Source organism: Nocardia exalbida NBRC 100660, assembly GCF_000308575.1.
Taxonomy (GTDB): domain Bacteria; phylum Actinomycetota; class Actinomycetes; order Mycobacteriales; family Mycobacteriaceae; genus Nocardia; species Nocardia exalbida.
In genome coordinates this window covers 14,957-41,553 of sequence record NZ_BAFZ01000054.1, presented here as the reverse complement: position 1 = coordinate 41,553, position 26,597 = coordinate 14,957, and the positions used below count along the sequence as shown (strand labels likewise).

At 69.1% G+C, this 26,597-nt stretch carries 26 protein-coding genes; 17 read left to right on the top strand and 9 right to left on the bottom strand.

The window, feature by feature from the left end; genetic code table 11:
• Window positions 1-20: 20 nt before the first annotated feature.
• From ON29_RS12265 to ON29_RS12255, 3 genes are read right to left on the bottom strand one after another with little or no spacing between them, the layout of a single operon-like run.
• Complete coding sequence (locus tag ON29_RS12265) at window positions 21-1,070, bottom strand: ABC transporter substrate-binding protein (RefSeq protein ID WP_040866415.1); 1,050 nt, start codon at window positions 1,068-1,070, stop codon at window positions 21-23.
• Between the two features lie 2 nt (window positions 1,071-1,072).
• Window positions 1,073-1,957, bottom strand: a complete 885-nt coding sequence (locus tag ON29_RS12260) for an ABC transporter permease (protein ID WP_040866350.1) — start codon at window positions 1,955-1,957, stop codon at window positions 1,073-1,075.
• Window positions 1,947-2,753, bottom strand: a complete 807-nt coding sequence (locus ON29_RS12255; RefSeq protein WP_040866349.1) for an ABC transporter ATP-binding protein — start codon at window positions 2,751-2,753, stop codon at window positions 1,947-1,949. Before ON29_RS12255 ends, ON29_RS12260 begins: the two co-directional genes overlap by 11 nt.
• Before the next feature lie 157 nt (window positions 2,754-2,910).
• Here ON29_RS12255 and ON29_RS12250 point away from each other — a divergent pair, with 157 nt between their 5' ends.
• From ON29_RS12250 to ON29_RS12220, 7 genes are all read left to right on the top strand, one after another.
• Window positions 2,911-4,599, top strand: coding sequence for an ATP-binding protein (locus ON29_RS12250; protein ID WP_174371812.1), 1,689 nt, complete (start codon window positions 2,911-2,913; stop codon window positions 4,597-4,599).
• Entirely contained in the window at window positions 4,581-5,252 is a 672-nt protein-coding gene (locus ON29_RS12245; RefSeq protein WP_040866348.1) for a response regulator, read from the top strand. The genes ON29_RS12250 and ON29_RS12245 overlap by 19 nt, the downstream gene beginning before the upstream one ends.
• Window positions 5,253-5,440: 188 nt before the next feature.
• Window positions 5,441-6,493 carry a Gfo/Idh/MocA family protein gene (locus ON29_RS12240; protein ID WP_040866347.1) on the top strand — a complete coding sequence of 351 codons (1,053 nt, stop codon included), beginning with the start codon at window positions 5,441-5,443 and terminating at the stop codon, window positions 6,491-6,493.
• Window positions 6,494-6,578: 85 nt separating this feature from the next.
• Window positions 6,579-7,469 carry a bile acid:sodium symporter family protein gene (locus tag ON29_RS12235; RefSeq protein WP_040866346.1) on the top strand — a complete coding sequence of 297 codons (891 nt, stop codon included), beginning with the start codon at window positions 6,579-6,581 and terminating at the stop codon, window positions 7,467-7,469.
• An 87-nt stretch (window positions 7,470-7,556) separates the two neighbouring features.
• Window positions 7,557-9,230 carry a serine/threonine-protein kinase gene (locus ON29_RS12230; protein WP_040866345.1) on the top strand — a complete coding sequence of 558 codons (1,674 nt, stop codon included), beginning with the start codon at window positions 7,557-7,559 and terminating at the stop codon, window positions 9,228-9,230.
• Window positions 9,231-9,371: 141 nt separating this feature from the next.
• A complete protein-coding gene (locus ON29_RS12225; protein ID WP_040866344.1) occupies window positions 9,372-10,166 on the top strand; it encodes a M50 family metallopeptidase in 795 nt (264 codons plus the stop codon).
• 135 nt (window positions 10,167-10,301) lie between these two features.
• Window positions 10,302-11,225, top strand: coding sequence for a DUF5995 family protein (locus ON29_RS12220; RefSeq protein WP_051175130.1), 924 nt, complete (start codon window positions 10,302-10,304; stop codon window positions 11,223-11,225).
• A gap of 21 nt (window positions 11,226-11,246) precedes the next feature.
• Here the strand turns inward: ON29_RS12220 and ON29_RS12215 are convergent, their stop codons facing one another.
• Window positions 11,247-11,720 (bottom strand): gluconokinase, encoded by a 474-nt coding sequence (locus tag ON29_RS12215; protein ID WP_040866412.1) that lies wholly within the window; start codon window positions 11,718-11,720, stop codon window positions 11,247-11,249.
• Window positions 11,721-12,056: 336 nt separating this feature from the next.
• On the opposite strand from ON29_RS12215, the gene ON29_RS12210 reads away from it, so the two are divergent.
• A complete protein-coding gene (locus tag ON29_RS12210) occupies window positions 12,057-13,250 on the top strand; it encodes a PucR family transcriptional regulator (protein ID WP_051175129.1) in 1,194 nt (397 codons plus the stop codon).
• A gap of 190 nt (window positions 13,251-13,440) precedes the next feature.
• The gene (locus tag ON29_RS12205; protein ID WP_040866343.1) at window positions 13,441-14,361 is read left to right on the top strand and encodes an LLM class F420-dependent oxidoreductase; all 921 of its coding nucleotides are present in this window, start codon (window positions 13,441-13,443) and stop codon (window positions 14,359-14,361) included.
• Window positions 14,362-14,406: 45 nt separating this feature from the next.
• Here ON29_RS12205 and ON29_RS12200 read toward each other — a convergent pair whose 3' ends face one another.
• On the bottom strand, window positions 14,407-16,428 hold the full coding sequence (locus ON29_RS12200) for a CocE/NonD family hydrolase (RefSeq protein ID WP_040866410.1): 2,022 nt from the start codon (window positions 16,426-16,428) through the stop codon (window positions 14,407-14,409).
• A gap of 197 nt (window positions 16,429-16,625) precedes the next feature.
• Between ON29_RS12200 and ON29_RS12195 the strand changes: the two genes are divergently transcribed.
• The 5 genes from ON29_RS12195 to ON29_RS12175 all read left to right on the top strand — a co-directional run bounded on the left by ON29_RS12195 (window position 16,626) and on the right by ON29_RS12175 (window position 20,678).
• Window positions 16,626-17,525: a dienelactone hydrolase family protein gene (locus ON29_RS12195; RefSeq protein ID WP_040866342.1), complete on the top strand. Its 900-nt coding sequence runs from the start codon at window positions 16,626-16,628 to the stop codon at window positions 17,523-17,525.
• Window positions 17,525-18,718, top strand: coding sequence for a PQQ-dependent sugar dehydrogenase (locus ON29_RS12190; protein WP_083863397.1), 1,194 nt, complete (start codon window positions 17,525-17,527; stop codon window positions 18,716-18,718). The genes ON29_RS12195 and ON29_RS12190 overlap by 1 nt, the downstream gene beginning before the upstream one ends.
• 85 nt (window positions 18,719-18,803) lie before the next feature.
• Window positions 18,804-19,250, top strand: coding sequence for a MarR family winged helix-turn-helix transcriptional regulator (locus ON29_RS12185; RefSeq protein ID WP_040866341.1), 447 nt, complete (start codon window positions 18,804-18,806; stop codon window positions 19,248-19,250).
• 2 nt (window positions 19,251-19,252) lie between these two features.
• Window positions 19,253-19,675, top strand: a complete 423-nt coding sequence (locus tag ON29_RS12180; RefSeq protein WP_040866340.1) for an organic hydroperoxide resistance protein — start codon at window positions 19,253-19,255, stop codon at window positions 19,673-19,675.
• A 16-nt stretch (window positions 19,676-19,691) separates the two neighbouring features.
• Entirely contained in the window at window positions 19,692-20,678 is a 987-nt protein-coding gene (locus tag ON29_RS12175; protein WP_040866339.1) for a zinc-binding dehydrogenase, read from the top strand.
• Here the strand turns inward: ON29_RS12175 and ON29_RS12170 are convergent.
• Both ON29_RS12170 and ON29_RS12165 read right to left on the bottom strand, forming a co-directional pair.
• Window positions 20,666-22,225 (bottom strand): phytoene desaturase family protein, encoded by a 1,560-nt coding sequence (locus ON29_RS12170; RefSeq protein ID WP_040866338.1) that lies wholly within the window; start codon window positions 22,223-22,225, stop codon window positions 20,666-20,668. The two genes, ON29_RS12175 and ON29_RS12170, sit on opposite strands and share 13 nt — an antisense overlap.
• Window positions 22,226-22,326: 101 nt before the next feature.
• The gene (locus ON29_RS12165) at window positions 22,327-22,908 is read right to left on the bottom strand and encodes a TetR/AcrR family transcriptional regulator (protein WP_040866337.1); all 582 of its coding nucleotides are present in this window, start codon (window positions 22,906-22,908) and stop codon (window positions 22,327-22,329) included.
• 120 nt (window positions 22,909-23,028) lie between these two features.
• Between ON29_RS12165 and ON29_RS12160 the strand changes: the two genes are divergently transcribed.
• Entirely contained in the window at window positions 23,029-23,700 is a 672-nt protein-coding gene (locus tag ON29_RS12160; RefSeq protein ID WP_040866336.1) for an alpha/beta fold hydrolase, read from the top strand.
• Window positions 23,701-24,111: 411 nt separating this feature from the next.
• On the opposite strand, the gene ON29_RS12155 is transcribed toward ON29_RS12160, so the two are convergent.
• Window positions 24,112-24,699 carry a hypothetical protein gene (locus tag ON29_RS12155; protein ID WP_040866335.1) on the bottom strand — a complete coding sequence of 196 codons (588 nt, stop codon included), beginning with the start codon at window positions 24,697-24,699 and terminating at the stop codon, window positions 24,112-24,114.
• Between the two features lie 4 nt (window positions 24,700-24,703).
• Entirely contained in the window at window positions 24,704-25,111 is a 408-nt protein-coding gene (locus tag ON29_RS12150) for a hypothetical protein (protein ID WP_157172755.1), read from the bottom strand.
• Between the two features lie 441 nt (window positions 25,112-25,552).
• On the opposite strand from ON29_RS12150, the gene ON29_RS12145 reads away from it, so the two are divergent.
• Both ON29_RS12145 and ON29_RS36650 read left to right on the top strand, forming a co-directional pair.
• Entirely contained in the window at window positions 25,553-26,083 is a 531-nt protein-coding gene (locus tag ON29_RS12145) for a class IV adenylate cyclase (RefSeq protein ID WP_040866333.1), read from the top strand.
• A 75-nt stretch (window positions 26,084-26,158) separates the two neighbouring features.
• A complete protein-coding gene (locus ON29_RS36650; RefSeq protein WP_063825301.1) occupies window positions 26,159-26,539 on the top strand; it encodes a zinc ribbon domain-containing protein in 381 nt (126 codons plus the stop codon).
• The last annotated feature ends 58 nt before the right edge of the window (window positions 26,540-26,597 follow it).

Below are 26,597 nucleotides of genomic sequence, written 5' to 3'. Positions count from 1 at the left end.
GCTCGGCGGTGGTCACCGACCTACTGGCGCGGCGCGCGCAACGCCTCCTCCACGAACCGCGTGGTGTAGGTCTCCGAGAGGTCGATGCGATCGCGCACGGGACGCACGTTCTTCGAATACTTGCCGAGAATGTCCAGCACGTTCTGCGCGCCTTCGGGTTTCATCAGGCCGTCGCCGTTGAACATGCCGATGGAGTCGCGGATCGACTGGACGTAGAGGTCCTTGCCCGCACTCGCGTACTGCGGCGGCATCTTCGCGGCGATCTCCTCGGGCGTGTGCGTGCGGATCCATTGCAGCGTCTGCACGAACGCGGCGGCGAGCTTGCGCACGATGTCCGGGTGGGCGTCGATCGTGGCGCAGTTCATGTACAGCGACGTCGCCGGGTACAGCCCGCCGAGCGCGGCCCGGGTGCCCGCCTCGGTGCGCATGTCGACCAGAATCCGCGCCTCCCCGGAGTTCACCATCTGCGCCACGGTGGGATCGGTGGTCATGCCCGCGTCGATGCCGTCGTGGTTCATGCCCGCGATGAAGGTCTGTCCCGCACCGACTTTCACCCGGGTGTACTCGGCGGTCGTCATACCCTCCTGGCCGGTGAGCGCCTGGGTGAGGAAGTCGGTCGAGGAACCGAGCGAGGTCACGCCCAGCTTCTTGCCGCGCAGGTCGGCGACCGAGGTGATGTCCGGGTCCGCCTTCGACACCAGCTCCACCTCGCCCGGCACATCGGACATCTGCACCACCGAGCGGATGCACTGATCCTTGGCCTGCAGGTCGATGGTGTGGTCGTAGAACCCGACCACCCCCTGCACATCGCCGGTGAGCAGCGCGGTCTCGGCCGTGGCGCCGGACTGCTCACCGAGCAATCTCACGTCGATGTCGTTGCGCTCGAAGAAGCCGAGTCGCTGGGTGAGCATGGCGGGCAGATAGATCACCTTCTCCAGGCCACCCACCATGATGGTGATCTGCGGCCGCCCGTCGGCCATCGGAATGGTGCGGGAGTCCCGGCATCCGGTGACGGTCAGCAGTGCCGCGATCGCGACGGCCACGAGCGCCAGTTGCTTGCGATACCTCATGATCAGATCCCGTGGTTCGAGGTCGCTTGCGAGGGCCGCCACTTCAGCAACCGGTTCTCCGCCATGCCGATCCCCCACTCGGCGATCAACGCGATCACGGTGATGACGATCATGCCCGCGTAGATGCCCGCCGAGTCGAACGTGCCTTGCGCGTTGCTGATCAACAGGCCCAAACCCTTACTGGCACCGGCATATTCACCCACGACCGCGCCGATCAGCGCGAAGCCGAAGGCGGTGTGCAGGCTGGACAGGATCCAGGTGGTCGCGCTGGGCAGGACGATCGACACCAGCACTTGCCTGCGGCTCGCGCCGAGAATGCGGGCGTTGTCGATCACGTTGCCGTCGACCTCGCGCGCACCGGTGAACGCGTTGAAGAACACCGCGAAGAACACCAGCACCACCACCGTGGCGACCTTGGAACTCAGCCCGAGCCCGAACCAGATGATGAACAGCGAGGCCAGCACGATGCGCGGAACGGCGTTGAGCGCCTTGATGAACGGCGCGAGCACTTCGGCCCAGTACCGGCTGCGGCCGAGCAGCACGCCCAGCACGACGCCGGCCACCGTGCCGATCACGAAACCGAGCACGGCTTCCTGCACGGTGGTGTAGATCTGCAGCCAGATCGAGCCGAATTGAGTTCCCTCGGTGAACCATTCCACCAACCGCGCCCAGATCAGCGACGGCTTGGAGTAGAAGAAGGGATCGATCCACACCGTGGCGGTGAGTTCCCACGCGCCCAGCCACAGCGCCACCAGCGCGGCGCGCAGGCCCCAGGTGCGGACCCGTGCGCGCCGCGCGGTGGTGCGCACCCTGGCCAGGATCTGCTCTTCGGTCTCGTTCTCCACCACCGGCGCGGCGGCGTCGGGCGCCAGCACGTCATGCGACACGGGAGGCTCCCTTCGCGCGGGCGGCCTCGACCTGATCGCGCAGCGTCTGCCAGATCTCCTGGTAGATGTCGCGGAACTCGGTCGTCAGGCGCACCTCCTCGACGCTGCGCGGCCGCGCCAAGCCGACGGGGAAGTCCCCGCAGACGGTGGCCGGGCTCGCGGTCATCACGACTACCCGGTCGGCCAGCACGATCGCCTCCTCCAGATCGTGCGTGACGAAGATGACCGCCGCGTTGGTGCCCGCCCAGACCCGCAGCAGTTCGTCCTGCATGAGCTGGCGGGTCTGCACGTCCAGCGCGCTGAACGGCTCGTCCATCAGCAGGATCTCCGGCTCGTTGACCAGCGTCTGCGCCAGCGCCACGCGCTTGCGCATGCCGCCGGACAGTTGGTGGGGGTAGTAGCTCTCGAATCCGGCCAGGCCCACCTTGCGCACCCATCCCGACGCCGTCGCGCGCGCTTCGGCTTTCGACGCGCCGCGCAGGCGCGGGCCGAGCGCGACGTTGTCCAGCACGCTCTTCCACGGCAGCACCGCGTCCTGCTGGAACATGTAGCCGATGCCGTCCGGGATGCCGTCGACGTCCTGGCCGCGCACCAGCGTCCGGCCGGCCGAGGCCGGTTCCAGCCCGGACACCAGCGACAACGTGGTGGACTTGCCGCATCCGGTCGGGCCGACGACGGCGACGAATTCGCCGGGCCGCACCGTGAGGTTCAGATTGCGCACGGCGGTGTGGATGCCACCGCCGGTGCCGGGGAAGCGCTTGGTCGCGCTCCGCAGCTCGATGAGTGATTGCGTCATTGCTTCCTACTCCTGCGAGATCGGGTAGGGCGAACGTACGTGGCCCCGGTCACACCTCGGAGCTTGTGCGCACAACCGCCACAAACGCGGGATTCGCAGGTTTTGCGCATTCTGCTCACGCTCCCCGCGCGCGGTAATTCGCGCCTATGCTGCGCCCATGGCCACTGAGGGCGCGCGGGCCGTGCGGTTGCGGACCCAGGTTCTGCTGTCGCAGATCCTGGTCGTCGCGCTGACCCTCGGCGTCGCGTTCGCGGTGTTCGGCTACCTCAGCGACCAGCGACTGCGCGACGCCTACGGCCAGCGCGCGCTGGCCGTCGCGCGCACCGTCGCCGCCGATCCGGTGGTGCGCGCCGAGGTGGGGAGGTACGCGCCGGGGGCGATCACCGACGATCCCGGCGTGCGCCGGGAGCTGGCCGCCGGTCCGCTCGAGCGGCTCGCGGTGGACGCGACACAGCGCAACGGTGCGCTGTTCGTCGTGATCACCGATGACGCGGGCATCCGCCTCGCGCATCCGGACGCCGGACGGCTCGCCGAGCACGTCAGTACCGATCCGTCCGAGGCGCTCGCGGGCCGCGAGTCGATCACCGAGGAACGCGGCACGCTCGGCGACTCGGTGCGCGCGAAGGTCCCGGTGCTCGCACCCGGTTCCGACCGTGTGGTCGGCGCGGTCAGCGTCGGCATCGCCACCGACGCGGTGCACGATCAACTACTCGGCGACCTGCGCACCGCGGGCGCGCTGGTCGCGGTGGCGCTCGCGGTCGGCATCGCCGGATCGATCCTGCTCGCTCGCCGGTGGCGCGGGCTCACGCTCGGGCTGGAACCGGACGAGCTGGCCGAACTGGTCCGCGGCCAGGCCGCGGTGCTGCACGGTATCGGCGGCGGCGTGCTCGCGGTCGACGCGTCGTGGCGCACCACCTTCGTCAACGACGAGGCCCGCAGGCTGCTCGGTGTCGCGCCGGACATCGGGCGTCCGGTGGACGAACTCGGGCTGACGCCCCGCGTGCTGGAAGTCTTTCGCGACCTCGACGAGCAGCCCGCCTCGGCGACGGTCGGCGCGAACATCGTCATCGTCTCCGCACGGCGGGTGGTCCGGGACGGGCGCGATCTCGGCGCGGTGCTCACCGTGCGCGACCGCACCGACGTGGAATCGCTGACCCGGCAACTGGACGCGGTGCAGTCGATGAGCACGGTGCTGCGCGCGCAGCGCCACGAGTTCTCCAACAAGATGCACCTGATCAGCGGACTGCTGCACGGCGGGCGGGTCGGGGAGGCGGCGCGGTCGGTCGACGAACTGATCGGTGCGGGCCCGCTCGGCCCGGCGACACCGGGCATCGACGCCATCCACGACGCGTACCTGCAGGCATTCCTTGCCGCCAAGGCCGCGCACGCCAGGGAGAACGGCGTCGAACTCGTACTCGGCCCCAACACCTGGGTCGAGGGCAGCCTCACCGATCCGGTGGACGTGACGACCGTCCTCGGCAACCTGCTGGACAACGCCATGGAGGCCGTCCGCGCCGGGGACCGGGCGGTGCGGCAGGTGGAAGTCGAACTGGTGCAGGAGGATTCGACGTTGCACATCACCGTCGCCGACACCGGCGACGGCGTCGCGCCCGGCCTGGTGGACACGCTGTTCACCGAAGGGGTCTCGACCCGCGACGACCGCGGCGTACCCGGCGGGCGCGGGGTCGGCCTCGCCCTGATCCGCCAGATCGCCCGCGCCCACGGCGGCGACGTGCGCCTGTCGAGCCCCGGCGGCGGCCCGCCCCCGCTCACCGGCGCGGAGTTCATCGCCCGCATCCCCGGTGTGCTCGTGGAAAGCGAGGTCGCATGGCCGCGCCGACCTTGACCGTCCTCGTCGTCGACGACGACTTCCGGGTGGCGAACCTGCATGCCGGAATCGTGCGGTCCATACCGGGTTTCACGGTGGCGGGCACCGCCAACACCCTCGCGTCCGCGCGGGAACTGGTCGCGGCGGAGCCGATCGACCTGGCGCTGGTGGACGTCTACCTGCCGGACGGATCCGGCATCGATTTCGTCCGCGAGATCCGCTGCGACGCGATGATGCTCACCGCGTCGACGGAGAGCGAGGCCGTGCGAGCCGCCATCGCGGCGGGCGCGCTGGCCTACCTCGTCAAGCCGTTTCCGCACACCGATCTGGCCACCCGGCTGGCCGCCTATGCCCGGTACCGGCGCATTCTCGCGGCGCCGCAGGTCGACAACGCCCGGGTGTCCGCCGCGCTGCACGCACTGCGTCCCACGGCCTCCGCCAGCCCGTCAGCTGCCGTGTCCTCGCCCACCAAAGACGCGGTGCTGCAAGCGATTCTCGCTGCCGACACGCCCCTGTCCGCAGGCGAGGTCGCCGCCGCCATCGGCGTCTCCCGGGCCACTGCCCAGCGCTACCTGGCCGGGCTCGTGGCGAGCGGCACGGTGCGCATGAGCTTGCGCTACGGCACCACGGGACGGCCCGAACAGGAGTATTCCGCCGCATCGCGGCGCTGAGGGGGCTGTGTCCCGGTACGGTCTCGACGTCCGAACAGCATGGATCGAAGCCGCCGATCTCGCACGGCGACCCAAGGACCGCAGGAATCAGCGGACTGGTCCGCGCCGATCGGAAGCGCTCTCACTCGGCGGACCGGCGCGTACGTGGCGCCGCCGGGCGCAGCGACCGGCGAGGTAGCGTCGGGGGCATGAGCATCCTCGACGTCGCCGTGCTCGGTTACGGTCTGGCCGGGTCGGTCTTCCACGCTCCGCTGATCGCGGCGGAGCCTCGGATGCGTGTCGCGGCCGTGGTCACCTCCTCGCAGGAGCGCGCCGAACGCGCCCGCGCCGAACACCCGGGCGTGCGCGTGGTGCCGCATGCCGAAGAGCTGTTCGCCGCGCCGCGCGGCATAGATCTGGTCGTGATCGCGACGCCCAACCACACCCACGCGCCGCTGACCCGGCAAGCCCTCGAGGCCGGGTTGCCGGTGGTGGTCGACAAGCCGTTCGCGGTCTCGGCGGACGACGCCGAGGACCTCGTCGCGCGCGCGGAACGCTCCGGCCTGGCGCTGTCGGTCTTCCAGAACCGGCGCTGGGACGGCGACTTCGGGACGGTGCGCGAGCTGGTCGAGACCGGGAGGCTGGGCCGGGTGCGGCGGTTCGAGTCGCGGTTCGAGCGGTGGCGTCCGGTGCCGAAGGGCGGCTGGCGGGAGGTCGGCACGGACGAGGAGGGCGCGGGCATCCTGCTCGACCTCGGCAGCCACCTGGTGGACCAAGCCGTGACCTTGTTCGGACCGGTGGCTTCGGTGTACTGCGAGCTGGACCGGCGACGCGAGGGGATCACCACCGACGACGACGCGTTCGTCGCGCTGACCCACACTGGCGGTGTCCGCTCCCACCTGTGGATGAGCGCCGTCGCCCCGCACCTCGGACCGCGCTTTCGGGTGCTCGGGTCCGAAGCCGCGTATGTCACCTACGGGCTGGACCCGCAGGAGGACGCGCTGCGGGCCGGACGCCGCCCGGACGACGATTCATCCTGGGGCACAGTCGATGCCGACCGCTGGGGCGTACTCGGCGCGGAGCCCGATTTCGCCCCGGTGCCGACCGCGCCCGGCGCATACCCGGCGTTCTACTCCGCCATGGCCGCCGCGCTGCTCGACGGCGCGCCGGTCCCCGTCGACCCGCGCGACGCCGTCACGACGCTGCGCCTGCTGACGAAGGCGCGAGAGTCGGCGGCCCGGGGTGTGACGGTCACCGCCTGACCAGGGCTGGCCACCTTCCCCGCGAGTCGATAACGTCGGTCCCCGGGATCGGCCGGCTCGGCCGCTCGGCGGAGAGGAGACCCCCATGGGTGCAACGATTTTCGCGGTGTTGCTGCCGCTGGCACTGGCCTTGGTGATGTTCGGGCTCGGATTGACGCTGACGACCGACGATTTCGCGCGCGTGCTGCGCTATCCGAAAGCGGCGGTGATCGCGCTGGTGTGCCAGATGGTCCTGCTGCCCGCGGTGTGCCTGGGCCTGATCCGCCTGTTCGGACTCGACGGCGCGCTGGCCGCGGGCATGCTGCTGCTCGCCGCGTCGCCGGGCGGTGCGTCGGCGAACCTGTTCAGTCACATCGCCGGGGGCAACGTGGCGCTGAACATCACGCTCACCGCGATCAATTCGGTGCTCGCGGTGTTCACCATGCCGGTGGTGGTGGCGCTGTCCTACGCCTTGTTCCTCGACGGTGCGGGCTCGGTCGGGCTGCGGCCGGACAAATTCGCTCAGGTCTTCGCCATCGTGCTCGTGCCCGTCGCGATCGGCATGGCGGTGCACCGGCGGTTCCCGGAATGGTCACGCCGGATGCGCGGTGCGGTCAAGATCCTTTCGGTCGTGGTGCTCGCGCTGGTGATCGCGGCCGGAGTGGGCTCGAATCTGGACACGCTGTCGGAGCACATCGGAAAGCTGTCCGCGATCTGCCTGTCCTTCGCCGTGATCAGCCTGTCCGTCGGCTACTTCGTGCCCCGGCTCGCGCGAGTGGAAAACGATCAGGCCATCGCCTCGGCCATGGAGATCGGCGTGCACAACGCGGCCCTCGCGATCGCCGTCGCCGCTTCGGTCCTGGACAACGAGACCATGGCCGTGCCCGGCGCGGTCTACGGCGTTCTGATGAACATTCCCGCGGCGCTCGCGGCATATCTGCTGGCCAAGCGGGCGCGGCGGGACCAACCCGCGCCCGCGCCCAGCATGGCCGGTTAGCGGGGGCAGGCGCTGCGCGAACACGAGAGTGGCCGGTGAGTAGCCTCTCGGGGGGTCGTACGCCATGAGAAGGGAACCAGCTGCGCGATGCAACCGCTCGGCATGAACGATCCGGCGAGGATCGGGGACTATCGCCTGCTCGGCGTCCTGGGCGTCGGTGGCATGGGCCGCGTCTACCTCGGACGGAACGCGGGCGGGCGCACCGTCGCGGTGAAGGTCATCCGTCCCGACATGATCGACGCGGAGTTCCGCACGCGCTTCCGGCGGGAGGTCGCGGCGGCGCGCCGGGTCGGCGGACGGTTCACCGCGCCGGTGCTCGACGCCGACGTGGACGCCGATCCGCCGTGGCTGGCCACCGGTTACGTGGCCGGGTTCTCGCTGGCCGACGCGGTCGACCGGTACGGGCCGTTCACCGAGCACGCCCTGCTCGTGCTGGCACACGGCCTGGTCGAGGCATTGACGGCGGTGCACGGCGCCGGGGTGGTGCACCGCGACCTCAAGCCGTCCAATGTCCTCCTGGCTCTCGACGGTCCCAAGGTGATCGACTTCGGCATCGCCCGCGCCGTCGACGACAGTCAGCTCACCACCACCGGAAAGGTCATCGGCTCTCCGGGATTCATGTGCCCGGAGCAGGTGACCGGCGACCCGGTCGGCCCGCCCGCGGACGTCTTCGCCCTCGGCGGGATCCTGGTGTTCGCGGCGACCGGCCACGGCCCGTTCGGCGTCGGCGACACCGTGCAGATGCTTTGGCGGGTGGTGTACGAGGAGCCGCAGCTCGACGACGTCCCGCCGCGACTGCGCCCGCTGGTGTCGGCCTGCCTGACCAAGGACGCCGCGGCCCGCCCGACACCGGACCAGTTGCTCACCCAGCTCACCGCTCTCGGCATCCCCGAGCGCGGCGGCTGGCTGCCCGCCCCGGTGCTCGAGGAGGTCAGCCACCGCGCAGTGGAGCTGCTGAACCTCGACTCCGGGCCGTTCGACCGCCCGGACCTTCCCGCACCCCCGCATCCCGCGCGCACCGCCGACACCATGATCCATTCGGCTGCACCTGCGCACCCGCACAGCGACCCCGGGCGATCGGCGCCCACGCACCTGCGGCATCCGGGCCCGCCGCAGGCGTCTCCCGCGTACACCGGACACCACACCTACCCGTCCGCACACCAGAGTTCGCCCCGGTTCGGCGCGGCCGCCGCCGCCCCTCATCCGCGCCGCCCCGGCCGCGCCCTGCTCGTCGCGGGCGCGCTCGTCGTCTGCATCGCCGTCGCCGTAGCGGCGTACGTGGTCGGCGCACAGCTGCGGAACGACAATTCGAACGATTCGATCGCGCAGACCACCCGAGCCACCGCCGAACCCGCCACGGTTACCGCCACGCAGGCCGACGACACGACCCCGACGACCAGCAGCAGTCCCTCCGCCACCAGCGTTCCGAATGCTTTTCTCGGCGAGTGGAAAGGTGTGGCGAAAGATCTTCTCGGCAGCTACGACATCCTCCTGACACTCAATCCTGGCGACATAGGAGAACAAGTCGGAGAATCGACCAATACCGGCCGAATCATCGGCTTGAAGTGCGGTCGCGCCGAGACACTCACCGCTGTCACAGCGGAAAGCGTCACATTGAGGGCCGCACTCACTCAGAATCCCGGTGGATGTAACGACGAAGGCGCGTCCTCCCATCTGGAACTGCGGCCAGACGGGACCATTTCCTACCGAACACAGGGCGTGGCTGGGGATATGACCGGGATCCTCACGAGAACCAGCTGACCCGCGTTCCGAGGCCGGGTACGAACGGGCCCACCCTCTGATACCAGAGGCACAAGGCCGTGATGGCCGCGTCCGCGTTGGTGTCCCAGCAAGGAACGCTTGCCACGAGCGCGGTCGTCCGCGGGCGGTTAAGGTGCGGCGGTGGACAGAGCGGAATTCTTCGAGCGCGGCGCCTCCATCGCCGATCGTCTGACGACGACGCAAGCGCAACCGCCGTGGTGGCTGGTGGTGGCGGCCGCGGTGGCGGCGCTCGTGCTGGTGGGTTACACCCCGATCTGGCGGCTCACCCGCAATATCGTCACCATCGCGCACGAAGGCGGGCACGCCCTGGTCGCGCTGCTCACCGGCCGCAAGCTCAACAGCATCCGATTGCATTCGGACACCTCGGGACTCACGGTGTCGAGCGGAAAACCTTACGGCCTCGGGATGATCCTCACCACGATGGCGGGTTACCCCGCGCCGCCGCTGCTCGGTCTCGGGTTCGCCGCCCTGCTGGGCGCCAGCCGGATCACGCTGATGCTGTGGACCGCCATCGTCCTGCTCGCCGCGCTCCTGATCAAGATCAGGAACATCTACGGCGGTATCACCGTGCTCGGACTCGGTGCGGCGGTCTTCGTCGTCTCCTGGTTCGGCACCGACACGCTGCAAGCGGGTTTCGCGTATCTGGGCGCCTGGTTCCTGCTGTTCGCCGGGGCGCGGCCGGTCCTAGAGCTACAGCGGGGACGTTCCCGTCAGCAGCGCGCCCGCTATCACGAGGTCGACTCCGACGCCGATCAACTCGCCAGGCTCACCCGGCTGCCCGGCCTGCTGTGGGTATTCGTATTCGGCGCGATAGCCGTGGGTTCGCTGCTGATCGGCGCGTGGCTGCTCGTCTCCGCCATCGCCGAGATCTGCCTGCCGGGCGCACCTTCCGGCTCCTGCTTCGCGTCGCACTGACGCCGCGCTGCGCGACGCGATCGGCTCGGATAGGCTTCGATCGCGCCCTGCGCCACCTACCGCGTGCCGCATCGCCGACTTCATCCCCTTCGGCTGTCCCGGCGCGGAATCGCGATTCACGACCCTGGAGCCAGCATGCCGAACATCTCCGCGCGTACGCCGAGTGCTGCTGCGCGGCAGCTTTTCTCAGCACTGGCCTCGGCCGTGACGGCGCTGATCCTCACGATCGCGCTCGGTGCGGCGAACGCCTCCGCCGCACCGGCGGCCACGGCCTGCGGCACACCGCTGACGTCTGCCGAGACGGCCGCTATCGCGGAACTGTCCGACACCGGCACGCTGACCGGTTCCGCGCTGCGGCAATTGGAGGACGCCGTCGACCGGCACCGGCGGATCACGGAGATCCTGGTCGCCCACCGCGATCTGCGCGGGGTGTTCGCCCTCGGGCTCGACGCGGTCGAACGGGCCGCCGTCCTGCCGCTACAGCGCGACCCCGCGTCGTTCGACGACCCGGAGTGGGCGCATCGGATCAGTCTCGAACTGCTGTCGCGCTTCCTGCGCACAGTGCACGCCGAATTCACCGGCGCACCCGTCGACCCGCACTGGGCCCACTATTTCGCCCTGACCAGCCACTGCGAGCTGTCTCCCGCGCGCGTGGCGATGGCCGGGTACAACGCGCACCTGAGCGTGGACCTGTCCTATTCCGTCGCCGCGGTCGGCAGCACCGCCGCCAACGCGGGCGACTATTTCCGCATCGTCGACGCGATCGCCCAGCACGGTGCGCTGATCGTCGACGCGACCAAAGCGGTCTACGGCGGCGACCTCGGTCCGCTGTGGCGCTTCTACTTCGTCGGCGAGGGCTTGGACCTGGTGCTCGGTCGCGGGGTGGCGACCGGCCCCTTGCTCCGTCTGGCCGACGCGGGCGCCAACGTCGTCATTCTCTCGAACGGATTCGCCATGCAGGATCCGGCCGCGGCACCCGTCGCCACCGCCGAGATCGACACGTTGTGGCGCGGCCTCGATCTCGCTTTCGATGTCTTGTCGGATCTCGGCGGCCTCTAGCGGGCGAACCCGACGCGCGGCTCACCTGTCCAGCGCTGCCACGGCTTGCCGGACCACCTCCTCGGGCGGGCGGGCCGCATCGATGGTGCTGCCGCCTTCGTCGGGGCCGAGCGGCTCCAGGGTGGCCAGCTGGGAATCGAGCAGGCTCGGCGGCATGAAATGCCCGCGACGTCCGGTCACGCGCCGCTCGAGTTCGGCGCGGGGCACGCTCAGATGCAGGAAGAACGCCTCGGGCGCTGAGGCGCGCAGCCGATCGCGGTAGATCCGTTTGAGAGCCGAGCACGTGACGACGCCGCCCCTGCCGGATCGCTCGGCCATCCAGGCGGCCAGGGCGTCGAGCCAGGGTGCGCGGTCGGCATCGTCCAACGGCGCCCCCGCCGCCATCTTCGCGACGTTCGCGCGCGGGTGGAAGTCGTCGCCCTCGGCGTACTCGACCCCGAGCACGTCGGCCAGGCGGGAGCCGACCGTCGTCTTTCCCGAACCCGACACCCCCATCACGACGATCACCGGTACATCGTGCACTCGAACCTCCTTCCCCTGTGGCGGCGGATCTGCCGGGCGCGCGGACTTGTCATCGGCAACAACCTAGCGGCCGAGCACTTCGTCGGCCCGTGCAGTGACGGTCCGCCCCGCCGGCGGCTAGATTTCGAGGACCGAGACTGCGGCCCGCCGATTTCGTTCTGCGTCAAAAGATTCGAGGTCCGCGCGGACCGGATGGGAAGTACGAATGTTCGCGATGACGCACTGCACGGACCTGGTCCGACATCCGGACCGCGGCCACACGCCCGAGCCACGGGCGGCCCGCGGCGGAGGCGGAGTCTGAGCAGCGGCATGCCATCCCCACGCAGCACCGCCGAGCTCGTCCCGGCCACTGAGCGCATCGTGCGGCACCTGCTCGGCATCATTCCCCGGCGGCACGTGGAGCGCGGGAACCTGCTGCGCGAACAGATCCGCGCCATCGTCACGCACTGCCTCGATCTGGTCGCTTCCGTCGATTCCGAGCGCCCGGCGCGCACGGTCCGCATCTTCGAGGCGGCCACCCGGTGGGCCGGGGTGGGGATTCCGATGGACACCGTCCAGCATCTCGTCCACGAGGGATTCCGCCTCTATCTCGACGACCACCTGCGGGACGCGCAGACCGTGCACCATGACGACATCCGCGGGCTCTTCGACGCGCTGCACGCGGTCACCACGACCGTATCGCTCGCCTACCTGTCCGTCGCGCCCGCCGCCGAGCAGACCGCTCCGCATGCCGTCGCCGTCGCATTGCTCAGAGGCCACCACCCCGCGAAGGTCTACCGCGAGTACGGCATTCCGGTCGCCGACCGCTACACCGTGCTCGCCGTGGCGGTCGACCGGCCCACCGAAGAACGTCCCGGGCGACGCCCCGGCGACGGCTACAGCATCCGGCAGCGCATGCAGATCTGCCTCGCCGTGCACTGCGGCGGGCATGTGCCCGCCGTGCTCAGCGCGATCGGCGGGACGATCCTGGTCGCGGAGTCGCTGATCGCCGCGAACGAACTCGACGCCTTGGTCGCCGCGCTGGCCACGGCGGTCCCCGCCCCGCTCACCGCCGCCGCCATGACCGCCGAGCCCGACCGGATTCCCGGCGCCGCCGACCAGGCACACGAACTGCTCGACATGGTCCGGCGCCTGCGGAACCCGCCGGGTCTGTACCGTTTCGAGGATCTGGCCCTCGAATACCAGCTCACCCGGCCGGGGCCGGGACGCGATCGGCTGGCGGCGCTGCTCGACCCGCTGGAGGGCCATCCCGAACTGTTCGACACCCTGCGCGAGCACATCCGCAACGACTTCAACCGCAGGCGGACCTCCCGGACGATGTATCTGCACCCGAACACCGTTGACCATCGTCTCAAGCGCATCGGCCGCCTCACCGGCCTGGACACCGCCGTTCCGCACGTGCTGTACCGATTGCGCGCCGCGCTCATCGCACGGACTTACACGCGGCCGGAATCGCCCACGCCGGGCGAGCACCGAACCCCCGCCACTGGTGAATCCCGATAATTCGGCGGCGTTTCCGAGTCTTCGTCACGTACCCCGGCCCGCCGGTTCGCTACGAATTCCCGGCCCGAGCCCGCACGCGTGCGAACGGCGTTTCCGCACCGCGCCCGGCCCGTCACCCCACGCTTCCCCGGCGTCCGCATGGCGCGAGCGGAGCGATTCGCCCATGCTGGGACCGACTAGGGTCATCGACATGGAACTACGCATCTTCACCGAGCCGCAGCAGGGTGCGAGCTACGACACGCTGCTCACCGTTGCCAAGGCCACCGAGGACTTGGGATTCGACGCGTTCTTCCGCTCCGACCACTACCTGAGCATGGGCGGCGCCGACGGCCTGCCCGGCCCGACCGATGCCTGGATCACCCTCGCCGGACTGGCCAGGGAGACCGAACGGATCCGCCTGGGCACCCTGGTCACCGCCGCCACCTTCCGGCTGCCCGGCCCGCTCGCCATCCAGGTCGCCCAGGTGGACCAGATGTCCGGCGGCCGGGTCGAATTCGGTCTGGGCAGCGGCTGGTTCGCCGAGGAGCACGCCGCGTACGGCATCCCGTTCCCCGCCGACAAGTTCGCCCGGCTGGAAGAACAGCTGGCCGTCATCACCGGGCTCTGGGCGACCAAACCCGGCGACACGTTCAGCTACGACGGCAAGCACTACCAGCTCACCGATTCCCCCGCCCTGCCCAAACCGGTGCAGGACCCGATTCCGGTGGTGATCGGCGGCCAGGGCGCCACCCGCACCCCCCGGCTGGCCGCGCAGTACGCCGCCGAGTTCAATATGCCGTTCTCCTCGCTCGAGGACAGCGCGCGGCAGTTCGACCGGGTGCGCGCCGCCGCCGAGACCTACGGACGCGCGGCCGACGACCTGGTCTACTCCAACGCGCTGGTGGTCTGCGTCGGCGCGAACGACGCCGAGGTGGCGCGCCGGGCCGCCGCGATCGGACGCGAGGTGTACGAGCTGAAGACCAACGGCCTGGCCGGCTCACCCGCCGAGGTGGTGGACAAGATCGGCCGGTACACCGAGATCGGCACCAGCCGCATCTACTTGCAGGTGCTCGATCTGACCGATCTCGAGCATCTCGAGCTGATCTCCGCGCAGGTGCAGTCGCAATTGTGAGCCCCGGCGCGTGGGGTCGCCCGGCGAGACGACCCCACGCGGCGCTCAGCCCAGCGGACGGTTGGTCGGCACGATGACGAAGCTCGGCGCCGACGGATCCAACTCGAGGTGCTGGGGCTTCAGTTCGGTGTTGTTGAGCATGGGGCGGAAGGCCAGCGCCTTCGGCGAGTTGCCCGCGAAGACGTCGATCCGCAGCCGGTGGCCGGGTTGCAGCACCGCTTGGGTGGGGATGACCGCGATGTCCAGCGCCACGGGCTCACCGGGAACGACCGGCCGCAGACTGTCCAGGGTGAGCGGATTGAACGGTTCGGTCAGATCGCCGGACGATGTGCGGCTGCTCTTCTGCTCGTCGACGGCGCGCAGGGAGGCGGTCAACTGCCCTGTGGTCAGCACCTTCGACGATCCGTCGGGCGCCACATCGTTCATCGTGACGCTCCAGTAGCCGTCGGTGGCGTCGTGCACGGTGTTGAGGTGCACGTTCACCGGCCCCGAGATGACCGTGCGCTCGGTCATCGGCGCACTGGTGAAGGTCAGCGCGTTGCGCTCGGCGATGCGCGAGTCCTTGGCGCACACGTCCACCACCGCCGCCATGCCTGCCGAGCCCTGGGCGGTGTCGCGGGAACACGCCGCGGCGAGGCCGGGCGCCACCGTCAATGTCCGTTGCTCGTCGGGGACTGTCATCGTCAGCGATCCGTCGTACACCGCTTTTCCGGTGGTGCCGCTCGGCGTTGCCGAGAGATACACGCGGCGATGGTTGAGGTCCTTCTGCGGGAACTGCCCGAGGGTGATCCAGCCGCCTCCCTGTTCCCACACGGTCACCGGCCCGAAATCGCCCAAGCCGTGGTCGACGTCCTTCAACCACTTGTCGAACCACACCCGCTGCAACACGTCCAGCCGCGGCGGTGCGCCGGGAATGCCGGTCCCCGCACCGGGATTCGCGTGATAGGTGTCGCCGACGATCAACTGCTTCCTGCCCGCGGGCAGCGGTATGGCGTTGTACAGCTTGGTCGCGCTGTTGGCGAAGATGTCGTGCCAGCCGCCGTAGACGAAGGTGGGCACCGTGATGCGCTCCGGGTGGCCCTCGATGCCGCGCCGGAAGTAGCTGTCCTCGTCCAGCGCGTCGGCCAGCGCGGGCGGCACGTGGTCGAGCGAAGGCGTGAGCAGCGCCTGGGCCAGCAGATCGACGTTGCTGGCCGGATCGGACATCCGTTCGTGCAGCCACCCCCAGTCGAAGGTGCCGTTCAACATCGACTGCACGTCGGGAATCAGCTTCAGCTGGTTGACCGTGTTGAGCCACATCGGCAGGAACGTCGTCCCCACCCCGCCGCCCGGCGCGACGACGTCGCGCATCAGGTCGCTGCCGGGTTCCACGGGGAAGATCGCCTGCAACGGCGCCGGGGCGTCCTCGGCGGCGCGCAGCTGGTTGATCCCCGAATACGAACCCCCGCTCATCCCGACCCGGCCGTTCGACCACGGCTGCGCGGCCGCCCAGTCGATCACCTCGCGGGTGTCGAGTTGTTCCCGCTCGCCGAGGGTGTCCCACGCGCCCTGGGAGAAACCGGTCCCGCGCACGTCGGCGATGACCTGGGTGTATCCGGCGCGGATCAGGTTGCGATCGAGTCCGAGGACCGTCTGCACGGTGCCGCCGTCGACCGCGTGCAGCAGATCGCCGAAACCGCTGACCGGCGTACGGGCCAGATTCACGCGGTTGACCAGCCGGACGGTCAGCGGCTGCAAGCCGGGCACCGCGAGCGCCGTGTCGATCAGATTGGTCATGAGCTTGGTGTAGGGGGTCAGATTCACGATGGTCGGCAGCGGCTGCTGCTCCACCTCGCCGCCCTGCTTCACCGGCCGGTACACGTTGGCCTTCAGCACGACGCCGTCGCTCATCCGGATCGGGACGTCCCAGTCGATGTGCACGTCGGCATACGGCTGGGGACCGTCGTGCAACGCGGTCCATCCCACGCTGTGGGACTCGGCGGACGGCTCCGCGACCGCGGGCCCCGACCCGAATCCCACGGCCGCCAGCACCGCGACCGTAACCACCATCCGGATCGCCCTGCTCATCGTTCGTGCCATGTCACGCCCCGCTGCCATCTCGCTCCCTCGACCGGTGTGCGGACCGACCATCGATCGCCCGATTGAGCGACAACGTAGCAATCGCCTGGCGAATGCCGTGGGACGCGCGGTCGGGCCGGTTTGTCGTGGGCGAACAGACGGTGAACGCCGCGCACCCGCCAACGATCCGGCTTATCGTGGGGCGCATGACGCCGTTGCAGCGCTACATCGCCGAGGAGATCGCGGCCGATCACGCCGACGGCCTGCTCCCCCGGCGGGAGGCACTGCGCAGGCTCGGGCTGCTCGGACTCGGCGTCACCGCCGCGACCGCCCTGCTGGCCGCCTGCGCGAGCAACGACACCGCGATCACCGATTCCGCGCCCAGCCCCACGGCGCCGTCGACGCCACCCGGTTCCGCCGCGGCCCTCCCGACCGCCGCCGTCACCTTCGCCGGACCCGGCGCGACGCCATTGCAAGCCGCGTGGGCGGCGGCGCCGCAGCCGCGGGGCGGAGTGCTGGTCGTCCACGAGAACAAGGGCCTCACCGATCACATCCGTTCGGTGGCAGGACGTTTCGCGGGGGCCGGATACTCCGCGCTCGCGGTCGACCTGCTGTCCGCGCGAGGCGGCACCGCCGCGTTCACCGATCCGGCCGCCGCGACCGCCGAACTGAGCCGTATCCCGCAGGAACAGCTCGTCGCCGACCTGCGCGCCGGGCTCGATGAACTCCAGCGCCGGGTCGAGGGAAAGAAGCTCGGCGCCACCGGTTTCTGCTTCGGCGGTGGCCTGACCTGGCTACTGCTGGCCTCCGGCCCGTCCCCGCTCGCCGCGGCGACACCCTTCTACGGACCGTTCCCGGACAACGGCGATCTCTCCGCGTCGAAAGCCGCGGTGCTCGGTGTGTACGCGGCGGCCGACGCCCGCGTGAACGCCTCCCGGCCCGCCGCGGAGGCCGCACTGGCCCGCTCGGGAGCCCCGCACCAGATCTTCACCGCACCCGACGCCGACCACGCCTTCTTCAACGACACCGGTCAGCGGTACAACGCCACGGCGGCCACCGAAGCATGGCGTCGCGTCCTGGATTGGTACGGCACGTATCTCGGCTGATGGCACTCGAATCGGGCCGCTTCCTCGTCATCCCGGCGCCTTCGGGCGGCGGGGGCGCCGACCGAGCGGGCACCCCCGGTAGCGAGAGCCCGATCCACGCGGCGCGCTTGCTTGCGGTGATCGCCTTGCTCTTTTCCGTAGCGGCGGTCGGCGCCTGCGGCGGCGAGAGCCCGACCACGCCGAGCGATGCGCCTACGGTAGGCACCCTCGCACCGAGCAACCCGGCGGGAAGACCCGACCTCGATGCCGCCGAAGAAGTCGCGCGGGACATCGAGGTTCCGTGGGGCCTGGCCTTCCTGCCCGACGGCGCCGCGCTGGTCGCGGAGCGTGACTCCGGACGGATCCTGCGAGTCGCCGCAGGCCGTGCGCCGGAACAGGTCTACCGGCTGCCCGACGTCGCCGCACGAGGCGAAGGCGGCCTGCTCGGGCTCGCCGTCGCGCCGGACTACGCCGAAAGTCGTTACGTCTACGCCTATTTCACCTCCGAGACGGACAATCGGATCGTCCGGTTCCGGCTCGACGGCCCGCCCGAGGCGATCGTCACCGGCATCGCCAAGGCCGGTAACCACAATGGCGGACGGATCGCGTTCGGGCCCGACGGCATGCTGTACGCCGGGACCGGCGACGCCGGGGAATCCGGACGCTCGCAGGATCCGGCAAGCCTTAACGGAAAGATCCTCCGTTCGACTCCCGAAGGCCGTCCGGCGCCGGGCAATCCGTATCCCGGCTCGCCGGTCTACAGTCTCGGCCACCGCAACGTGCAGGGACTGGCGTGGGATCGGGCCGGGCGCCTGTTCGCGGCGGAGTTCGGGCAGAACCGGTTCGACGAGATCAATCTGATCGAGCCCGGCCGCAACTACGGCTGGCCCGACGTCGAGGGCGGGGGCGGCGCCGAGCGCGGCTTCACCGATCCGCTGCTGACCTGGACCACCGCGGAAGCCTCGCCCTCGGGCATCGCCATCACCGGCGACACTCTCTACGTCGCGGCGCTACGCGGGCAGCGGCTGTGGACCGTGCCGCTCGAGGACGGCCGCGTGGGCGGGCCCAGGGCCGAACTGCGCGACCGGTACGGCCGGTTGCGCACCGTGGAAGCCACACCGGACGGAGCGCTGTGGCTCACCACCTCCAACACCGACGGCCGGGGTGACCCCGCGAGCGGCGACGATCGCGTCCTTCGCTTCCCGGCCCGCTGAACCGCTGCCCTTCCGCGAGCCATGTGACGCGCGCCACCGCTTATTTATGTTGTACACAACCAAATTGGCCACTACATTATTGCTCATGACCGATCACCTCACCCTCGACGAGCAGCTCTGCTTCCCGCTCTACGCGGCGTCCCGGGCGATGACGGCGGTCTATCGCCCGAAGCTGGAACGGCTCGGGCTCACCTACCCGCAGTACCTGGTGATGCTGGCGCTGTGGGAACGCGACGAACGCAGCGTCGGAGACGTCTGCCAGGCACTCGACCTCGATTCCGGCACGCTCTCGCCGTTGCTCAAGCGACTGGAGGCGGCCGGCTTGGTCGAGCGGCGGCGGTCGGCGGCCGATGAACGCCGCGTCGACATCCGGCTCACCGGGCGCGGGCGCGCGCTGCGCGCCGAGGCGGGTGACATCCCCGCCCGGATGGCCGAGGCCAGTGGCTTGTCCATGGACGAAGCCATCGCGTTGCGCGGCATTTTGCACCGACTGACCGAGGCGCTGAAGTCTCAGTTGAACGAAGGAGAGTAGACATGCGAATCCTCTACACCGCAGAGGCCCTGGCCAGCGGCGACGGTCGCGACGGCCATGCGCGCACCACCGACGGCAAGATCGACGTGAACCTGTCGATTCCCAAGGAGATGGGCGGCAACGGCGAGGGCACCAACCCCGAACAGCTGTTCGCGGCGGGCTACGCGGCGTGTTTCCATTCGGCGTTGCGCCTGGTCGGCAAGCAGACCTCGACCAATGTCGACGATTCCGCAGTCGGCGCGAAGGTCGGGATCGGCCCGAACGACACCGGTGGCTTCGGCCTGGCCGTTACGCTGGAGGTCTCGCTTCCCCATCTGTCCCGCGAGGACGCGCAGGCCCTCGCCGACAAAGCGCATCAGGTGTGCCCGTATTCCAACGCGACTCGCGGCAATATCGACGTCCAGGTCCTCGTTGCCGACGACTGATCGAGAAGGAGCCGATATGCGTGCCGTAGTCATCGAACGATTCGGCGAACCGAAGGATGTGCTGGCCACCGCGGAGCGCCCGGTTCCCGAGCCGGGGCCGGGTGAGGTGCGGCTCGCGCTGATCCTGTCGCCGATCCACAATCACGATCTGGCCATCGTGCGCGGCGTGTACGGCTACCGTCCCGAGTTGCCCGCGATTCCCGGCAGCGAGGCGGTCGCGCGGGTCGACGCGGTGGGTCCCGAGGTCACCGACCTGTCGGTCGGGCAGCGAGTGACGGTGTCCGGCGCGCAGAACGTGTGGGCCGAGTATTTCGTCGTCCCGGCACGGCAGGTGATTCCGCTGCCCGACGCGGTCTCCGACGAGACCGCCGCTCAGCTGCTGGCCATGCCGTTGAGCGCGCTGATGCTGATCGAGGACCTCGAACTGTCCTCCGGCGACTGGCTGACGATCAATGCCGCCAACGGCGCGGTCGGCAGGCTCGTGAACGTCTTCGCCCGGCAACGCGGTCTGCACGTGCTGAATCTCGTGCGCGGCCCGGCCTCGGTCGCGGCGCTGCGCGAACTCGGCTACGAGCCGGTGCTCGACACCGAGAGCGAGGGCTGGCGCGACCAGGTGGAAGCAGCCACCTCGGGCGCGCCGATCCTGCGGGCCGTCGATCAGGTGGGCGGCCGGGCCGCGGCCGCCGAGTTGGCATTGCTCGCGCCGGGCGGGCAGCTGATCTCCTTCGGTGCGCTCTCGGGGCAGCCGTTGTCGCTCGACCCGGGCGCGCTGATCTTCAAACAGGTGGTGATCAAGGGCTTCTGGGGCGCCAAGCGGATCGAGGAGATCGGCGCCGAGCATCGAGGGCGGCTCATCCGCGAGCTGATCGGCCTCGCGGCCGACGGCGTCCTGCGACTGGATATCGAAGCCGCCTATCCGCTGGAGGAAGCGGCGAACGCGGCGGTCGCCACCGAGACGCCGGGCCGCGCCGCCAAGGTCGCGCTGCGGGGTCAGCCTGCCTGACCGGCGTCGAGCACGGCCATTGCGGCATTGTGCCCAGGGATGCCGCTGACCCCGCCGCCCCGGATGGCGCCCGCGCCGCAGAGGAAGACATTGCGGTGGCCGGTCGCCACGCCCCACCGGGCTGCGGGGTCGACGGGATCGGCGTCCTCCGGGAGGTAAGGGAAGGCCAGATCCCGGTGGAAGATGTGTCCACCGGGGAGGCCGACCTCGCGCTCCAGTTCGACCGGAGTTTTCGCCTCGAGGCAGGGTGCGCCGTTCTCGTCTGTCGCCAAACAGTCCGCGATCGGCTCGGCGAGCACCGAATCCAGTTGCGCGAGAGTCGCTCGTACGATCTCGTCTTTGGCCGCGGCATGGTCGGCGGCGAAGAGTTTTCCGCGACCGTGCAGTCCGAACAGCGTGAGGGTGTGCGCCCCCTGCGCGGCCAGTTCCGGTCCCAGGATCGTCGGATCCGTCAGCGTGTGGCAATAGATTTCGGCGGGTGGCGCGGACGGCATCCGGCCGATCGCGGCCTCACCGTAGGCTCGGTCGAGTTGGGCGTACGACTCCCCGATGTGGAAAGTCCCCGCGAACGCCTCCCGGGGATCGGCCTCGGCGTCGCGCAAGCGCGGGAGGCGCCGCAGCAACATGTTCATCTTCAGCTGCGCGCCTTCGGGTTTCGGCGGTAAGGGCGCACCGAGCAACCCCGCGAGCGTATAGGGTGCGACGTTCGCCAGCACGTGGCGCGCTCCGATTCTCCCCTCCGGATATACGACTTCCGCTGTGCTGCCGTCGGTTTCGATGCTAGTCACCGCACAGCCGGTGACGATTTCCGCTCCCGCCGATCGCGCGGCCTCGGCCAGTGCGTCGGTGAGCGCGCCCATACCGCCGATCGGCACATCCCAGTCGCCGGTTCCCCCGCCGATCACGTGATAGAGCAAGCAGCGATTCTGCCGCAGCGACGGATCGTGCGCGTGGGTGAAGGTGCCGATCAGCGCGTCGGTGAGCACCACGCCGCGCACGGTGTCGTCGTCGAACGTCGACTCGATCGTCTCGCCGAGCGGCCGCTCGAACAGGGCCTCCCAGGTGGGCGCGTCATCGACGATGTGCCGCAGCGCCTCCTTGGACGGAAGCGGCCGGGTCAGCGTCGGGAAAACCCGCCGGGCCAGCTGGTTGGTCGACGCGTAGAACCGCTGCCACGCACCGAACTCCCGATCGGAGCCGGTCAGCCGCGCGAAACTCGCCGCCGTCCGCGCCCGCTGAGACGAGACGAGCAGACCCTCCTCCCCGACCGGTGTGTACGACGAGACCGCGCGCCGCCGCGTCTCGAACCGCAAGCCCAGGTCCAGGACGATCGATCGTGGCAGCAGGCTCACCAGATACGAGTACCGCGAAAGCCGCGCGTCGACGCCCGCGAACACCCTCGCGGACACCGCCGCGCCGCCGGTGTGCGGCTGCCGCTCCAGCACCAGCACCGACCGCCCGGCCCGCGCCAGGTACGCGGCGGCCACCAAACCGTTGTGACCGCCGCCGACGATCACGACATCGTAGGAAGAGCGCGTCGGCGTCATGGGTTCTCGATAGCACGAATCAGCGGTGGACGACAGCACCCCGGCCGACCGGGCTCCAGCCCGGTCACCCGAACGCGGCTCGCTCGGCAACGACAAGCCACTCAGGTGGCTGCGGCGAGCAAGGCCGCGGCCGCGGCGCGAGCCTGTCCGTCGACCCCGTCCGCGCCGTGGATCGTCGCGACGACGGTCGCGCCCTCCACCAGCATGAGCAATTGCCGACCCAGCACATCCGGATCCTTCGCTCCGGCACGGTCGGCGATATCGGTGAAGAGGTCGAGATACCGATGCAGGTGCCGCGCGGTGAGTGCCCGCACCTGCTCGTCATAGTGCTGGGCTGCCGCGTTCACCATCGCGCAGCCGCGAAAGGCCGGTTGCGCGTACCACTCCCCCAAAGCGTCGAAGACCGCGGCCAACTGTGCGGCAGGGTCGTCGCCGACCGCCTCGACCGCGTTCGTCAGCCACGCACCGACTTTTTCACTGCGTGCCTCGAGCATCGCTCGGACAAGCCCGTCTTTCGTACCGAAGTGCCGATACAAGGTCTCCTTGGACACCCCGAGCCGCGCGCACAATTCGGCCACACCGACCCCGTCGAGCCCACGCTCGTACAGCAGCGGTTCCGCCGCTTCGAGGATGGTGGCGCGGGTGCGCGCCGGGTCGATCGTCGAGCCTTTGGCCACGGGCATACCTAGATGGTAACGACTGGTTCGATCATCTGCTAGCGTGCTGGATAGTAATGATCGGTTCGATCCAAGAGATCGCCGCCACCCGCTCCACTCGCGACCCGAACAAGAAGGACAACGACAATGACGACTTTCGTCCTGATCCCCGGCATGTGCCACGGCGGCTGGTGCTTCGAGCAGCTCACCGAGCAGTTGCGGGCGCGGGGACATCGCGTGTATCCGCTGACCCTGAGCGGCGTCGGTGAGCGCGTCCATCTGCGCCACGGAGTGAATCTGGAAACCCACATCCAAGACGTCACCGCACTGCTGTCGGCCGAGAACATCACCGACGCCGTTCTGGTCGGCCACAGTTACGGCGGCATGGTGATCACCGGCGCCGCCGACCGCGCGGCGAGCCGGGTCGCCGCACTGGTCTACATCGATGCCGTGGTTCCGCAATCAGGTGACTCCTGCTTCACACTGGTCTCGGATCAAGAGCGGCGGTGGTACCTGGACGTGGTCGACACCGGTGACGCCGTACGCCCGCTGCCCTTCTTCGATGCGCGAGCCACACCGCACCCACTCGCGTCGGTCCTCCAACCACTCACGCTCACCGGGGATCTCACCCATATCCGGAGCAGGGACTATGTCTACGCCACCGGATGGGAAGCCCCCTCGCCCTTCACCGGTATCTACCAGCGCTTGCGGGACGACGCCGGGTGGACGACCCACGCGGTCGACGGCGGGCACAACCTGATGCGAGACGCCCCGGAAGACTTGCTGCGGATACTGCTCGACGTTCCCGGCCCGCGCTGACGCCTACACGGCGACATCACGCCATCGACCTACTCACGAACGACTCGAGTCGACCGGGGGCCACACCAGCCGCGCCATCGTTGGATCCGGCGATCTCGTCCATCAGCATCCGCAGCGTGAGTGAATGCTTCTCGGGCGGTAGCGCATCCATCGCATTTCGCGCCGCCCTGCCTTGGTGCCGTCGGAACCCGGAAATGTCTTCGCATACAGCGTCATGAGCCGAGCCGCCGCTGCCCACATCTGCGGACTGTCCAATTGCTGCTGCAGAATCGCCAAGTCGATCGCCAGGCGGCGTTCGCGTGCGGGGGCATCTCCGGATCGCGGAGCGGCAGCGCGTCCAGGCGCACCCGGACCGGCTGCGGCGGGTACGTTCACGAGACACCCTCGGCCGCGCGGCTTTGCACCAAGAAACTACGGCTGAGCTGGCCGGACTTCGCTTGCCTTGCGGTACTTTCCGTGTCCGCCTTCGCCGATGGACCATGTCACCGGCATGCCCGGGGTGATGAGTTGTTCGTCGCCTTTGTACTCCCACAGGCAGAACCACACGTCGCCGGAGTGGCTGGCAATGAGCCCGTCGGAATGGCGGGGCAGCCACCACCGGACCACACCGTCGAGGTCCGGATCGGGATCCTTCGCTGCCTCGACCTGCCCGAACGGTATCGAGCCGCCCTGTCCGCACCATCCGTCAAGGGTGGGCAGCAACGGCTGGTCCCCACCCGCAGGGTCGGCGGGCCAGATCCTCCCGCTGCGGGACAGGACGTCGTCGTGGATATGCCAGGCGAGTTCGCATGCCACACCGCTGGGCGTGAACTCGCCGGGGCTGGTGCCGACGAAGACGTTCAATGCCGGGACGCTGAACTCGATCCACCAGGCCGGTGCAAAAGACATCCCGCGCCGATGCTCGGGGATCGTTTCATCGATGTGTACCTCGAAGCCGAGAGCCGACTCGATGTCGGCCGCCAGCAGGTCGGCGCCGGCTCTTGAAATCTCCTGATCCACGCCCTTATCTTCCCGCATAGGGGATGGTGCAACGGTTGATGGGGGTCACGTAGAGATTCTTGCCCGCGGCGTGTGAGGCGATCACCTGGATTTCGTCTCCTTCCTCGTAAACGTGACGTCCCCTCTGATACCGGGGGATCGTCATGTGGAAGTTGTCGTCCTTCATCTTCGAGTCCTGTTCGACGGGCTTGCCGTTGACCAGGATCTGGTAGTCGTATCTGCCGGGGATGTCGGAGATGTTGTTGAGGAACATGGCCCATGCGACACCCCCGATGGGGTCTCCACCCGCGGGTCTGGTGTCGACTTCGACTCTGCCCCACTGGGTCGTGACTCTGTAGTTGGTGCACTGCTGAAACGAAGCGTGCGCGGCAGCGGCGGCCAGCACGCTCGTGACCAACACGATCGTCGACACCACTGCGAACAGTAGTGTTCGACTGAATCGGACTGCCGGCCTGGACCTGACAAGGTTCATGACGTCCCCCCTATTTCTGAGCTGTGAACGGGTTGCATAGCCTCGAAACTGTTCTGTCACAGGCTTAGACGGCAGCCCCCGCTGATCGGTTCCTGGTTTCGGAGAGATTTTCTTCGGCAATGCAGGCATCTGGATCGTCGTGCGCGACAACGTGACCCAGGAACTGGGTCGACCCGGCTCGAACCAACGCCACCAACGGCGTGAAACAGCGACACCTTCCGCCGCGAGTCTTCGGCGCGATCGGAGTCGACATCAATGCCGAACTCGTCGCGCTCGGTCGGACCGGGTACCGGCCGCGGCGCGTCCGCGAGCGCCTGGATGTGCAACCGTTGCCGGGCACACTCGAACGAAACCGGCCGGACAACCTGACAGGAGCCAGCGGTGCCCATCGAGCACGAAGCCAAGATTCTCGATATCGACCCCGGTGCTGTCGAACGACTGATCGTGGACAAGGGGGGCCGCAAGCTCGGCGAGCGATTCATGCGCCGCTACGTCTACGACATCACGCCGGGCGATCGGTCGAAGTGGATCAGGCTGCGTGACAACGGGAACGGGGTTACTCTCGCCGTCAAGCAGATCACCAGCGACGCCATCGACGGCACCCACGAGGTCGAAGTCGGCGTCGACGACTTCACCGACGCCAACGCCCTGCTCGAGCTGTTGGGCTTCACCGCGAAGTCCTACCAGGAAACGAAGCGGATCAGTTTCGAACTCGACGGCGCACAACTCGAGATCGACACCTGGCCGGGGATTCCTCCATATCTGGAGATCGAAGCCGCGACGCAGGAAGACGTGATCCGGATCGCCGAGCTGCTCGGCTACGCCGAAGCCGATCTCACCGGCGAGAACACGATCAAGATCTACGCTCGGCACGGTATCGACCTCGATACCGTCCGCGAACTGCGGTTCTGATCCGCACCTGAAGCCGCCGCCCGGTCGATCTACTACTGTGACCGACATCGGATTCTCTACTTCTGGGGGTTTCACATGCTCATCTGGGGCTGGCAGAAGCGTATTCACACGCTCGCCATGATCACCTTGGTCTGCGGCCGCTGCGGCAATCCCGCCGCACACGCGCTGCGCAAACTCGTCACCAAGTTCACGCTCTTCTTCATCCCGCTCTTCCCGCTCAGCACCAAGCACTCCCTGGAATGCACCTGGTGCGGCGCATCCTCACCGGTCGCCGGCCCGCAGGTCCCCGATCTTCTCGCCCGCGCCAACGCCGAGACCATGGGCCCGGCCCAGTACCAGCAGCCTGCCGCGCAGTGGCCCCAGCAGTCCGCTCCCGACCCTCAGCAGCCCGCCCTCGGCGCGCCCGCCGCCCATTGGCAGCAACAGCCCGGTCCCGACAGCAACTGGCAGCGCTGACCCAGGCGACGTACGCCCGCATGCGGCGGCTCCCGCCGCCGCGTGCCCGGGCTGATCA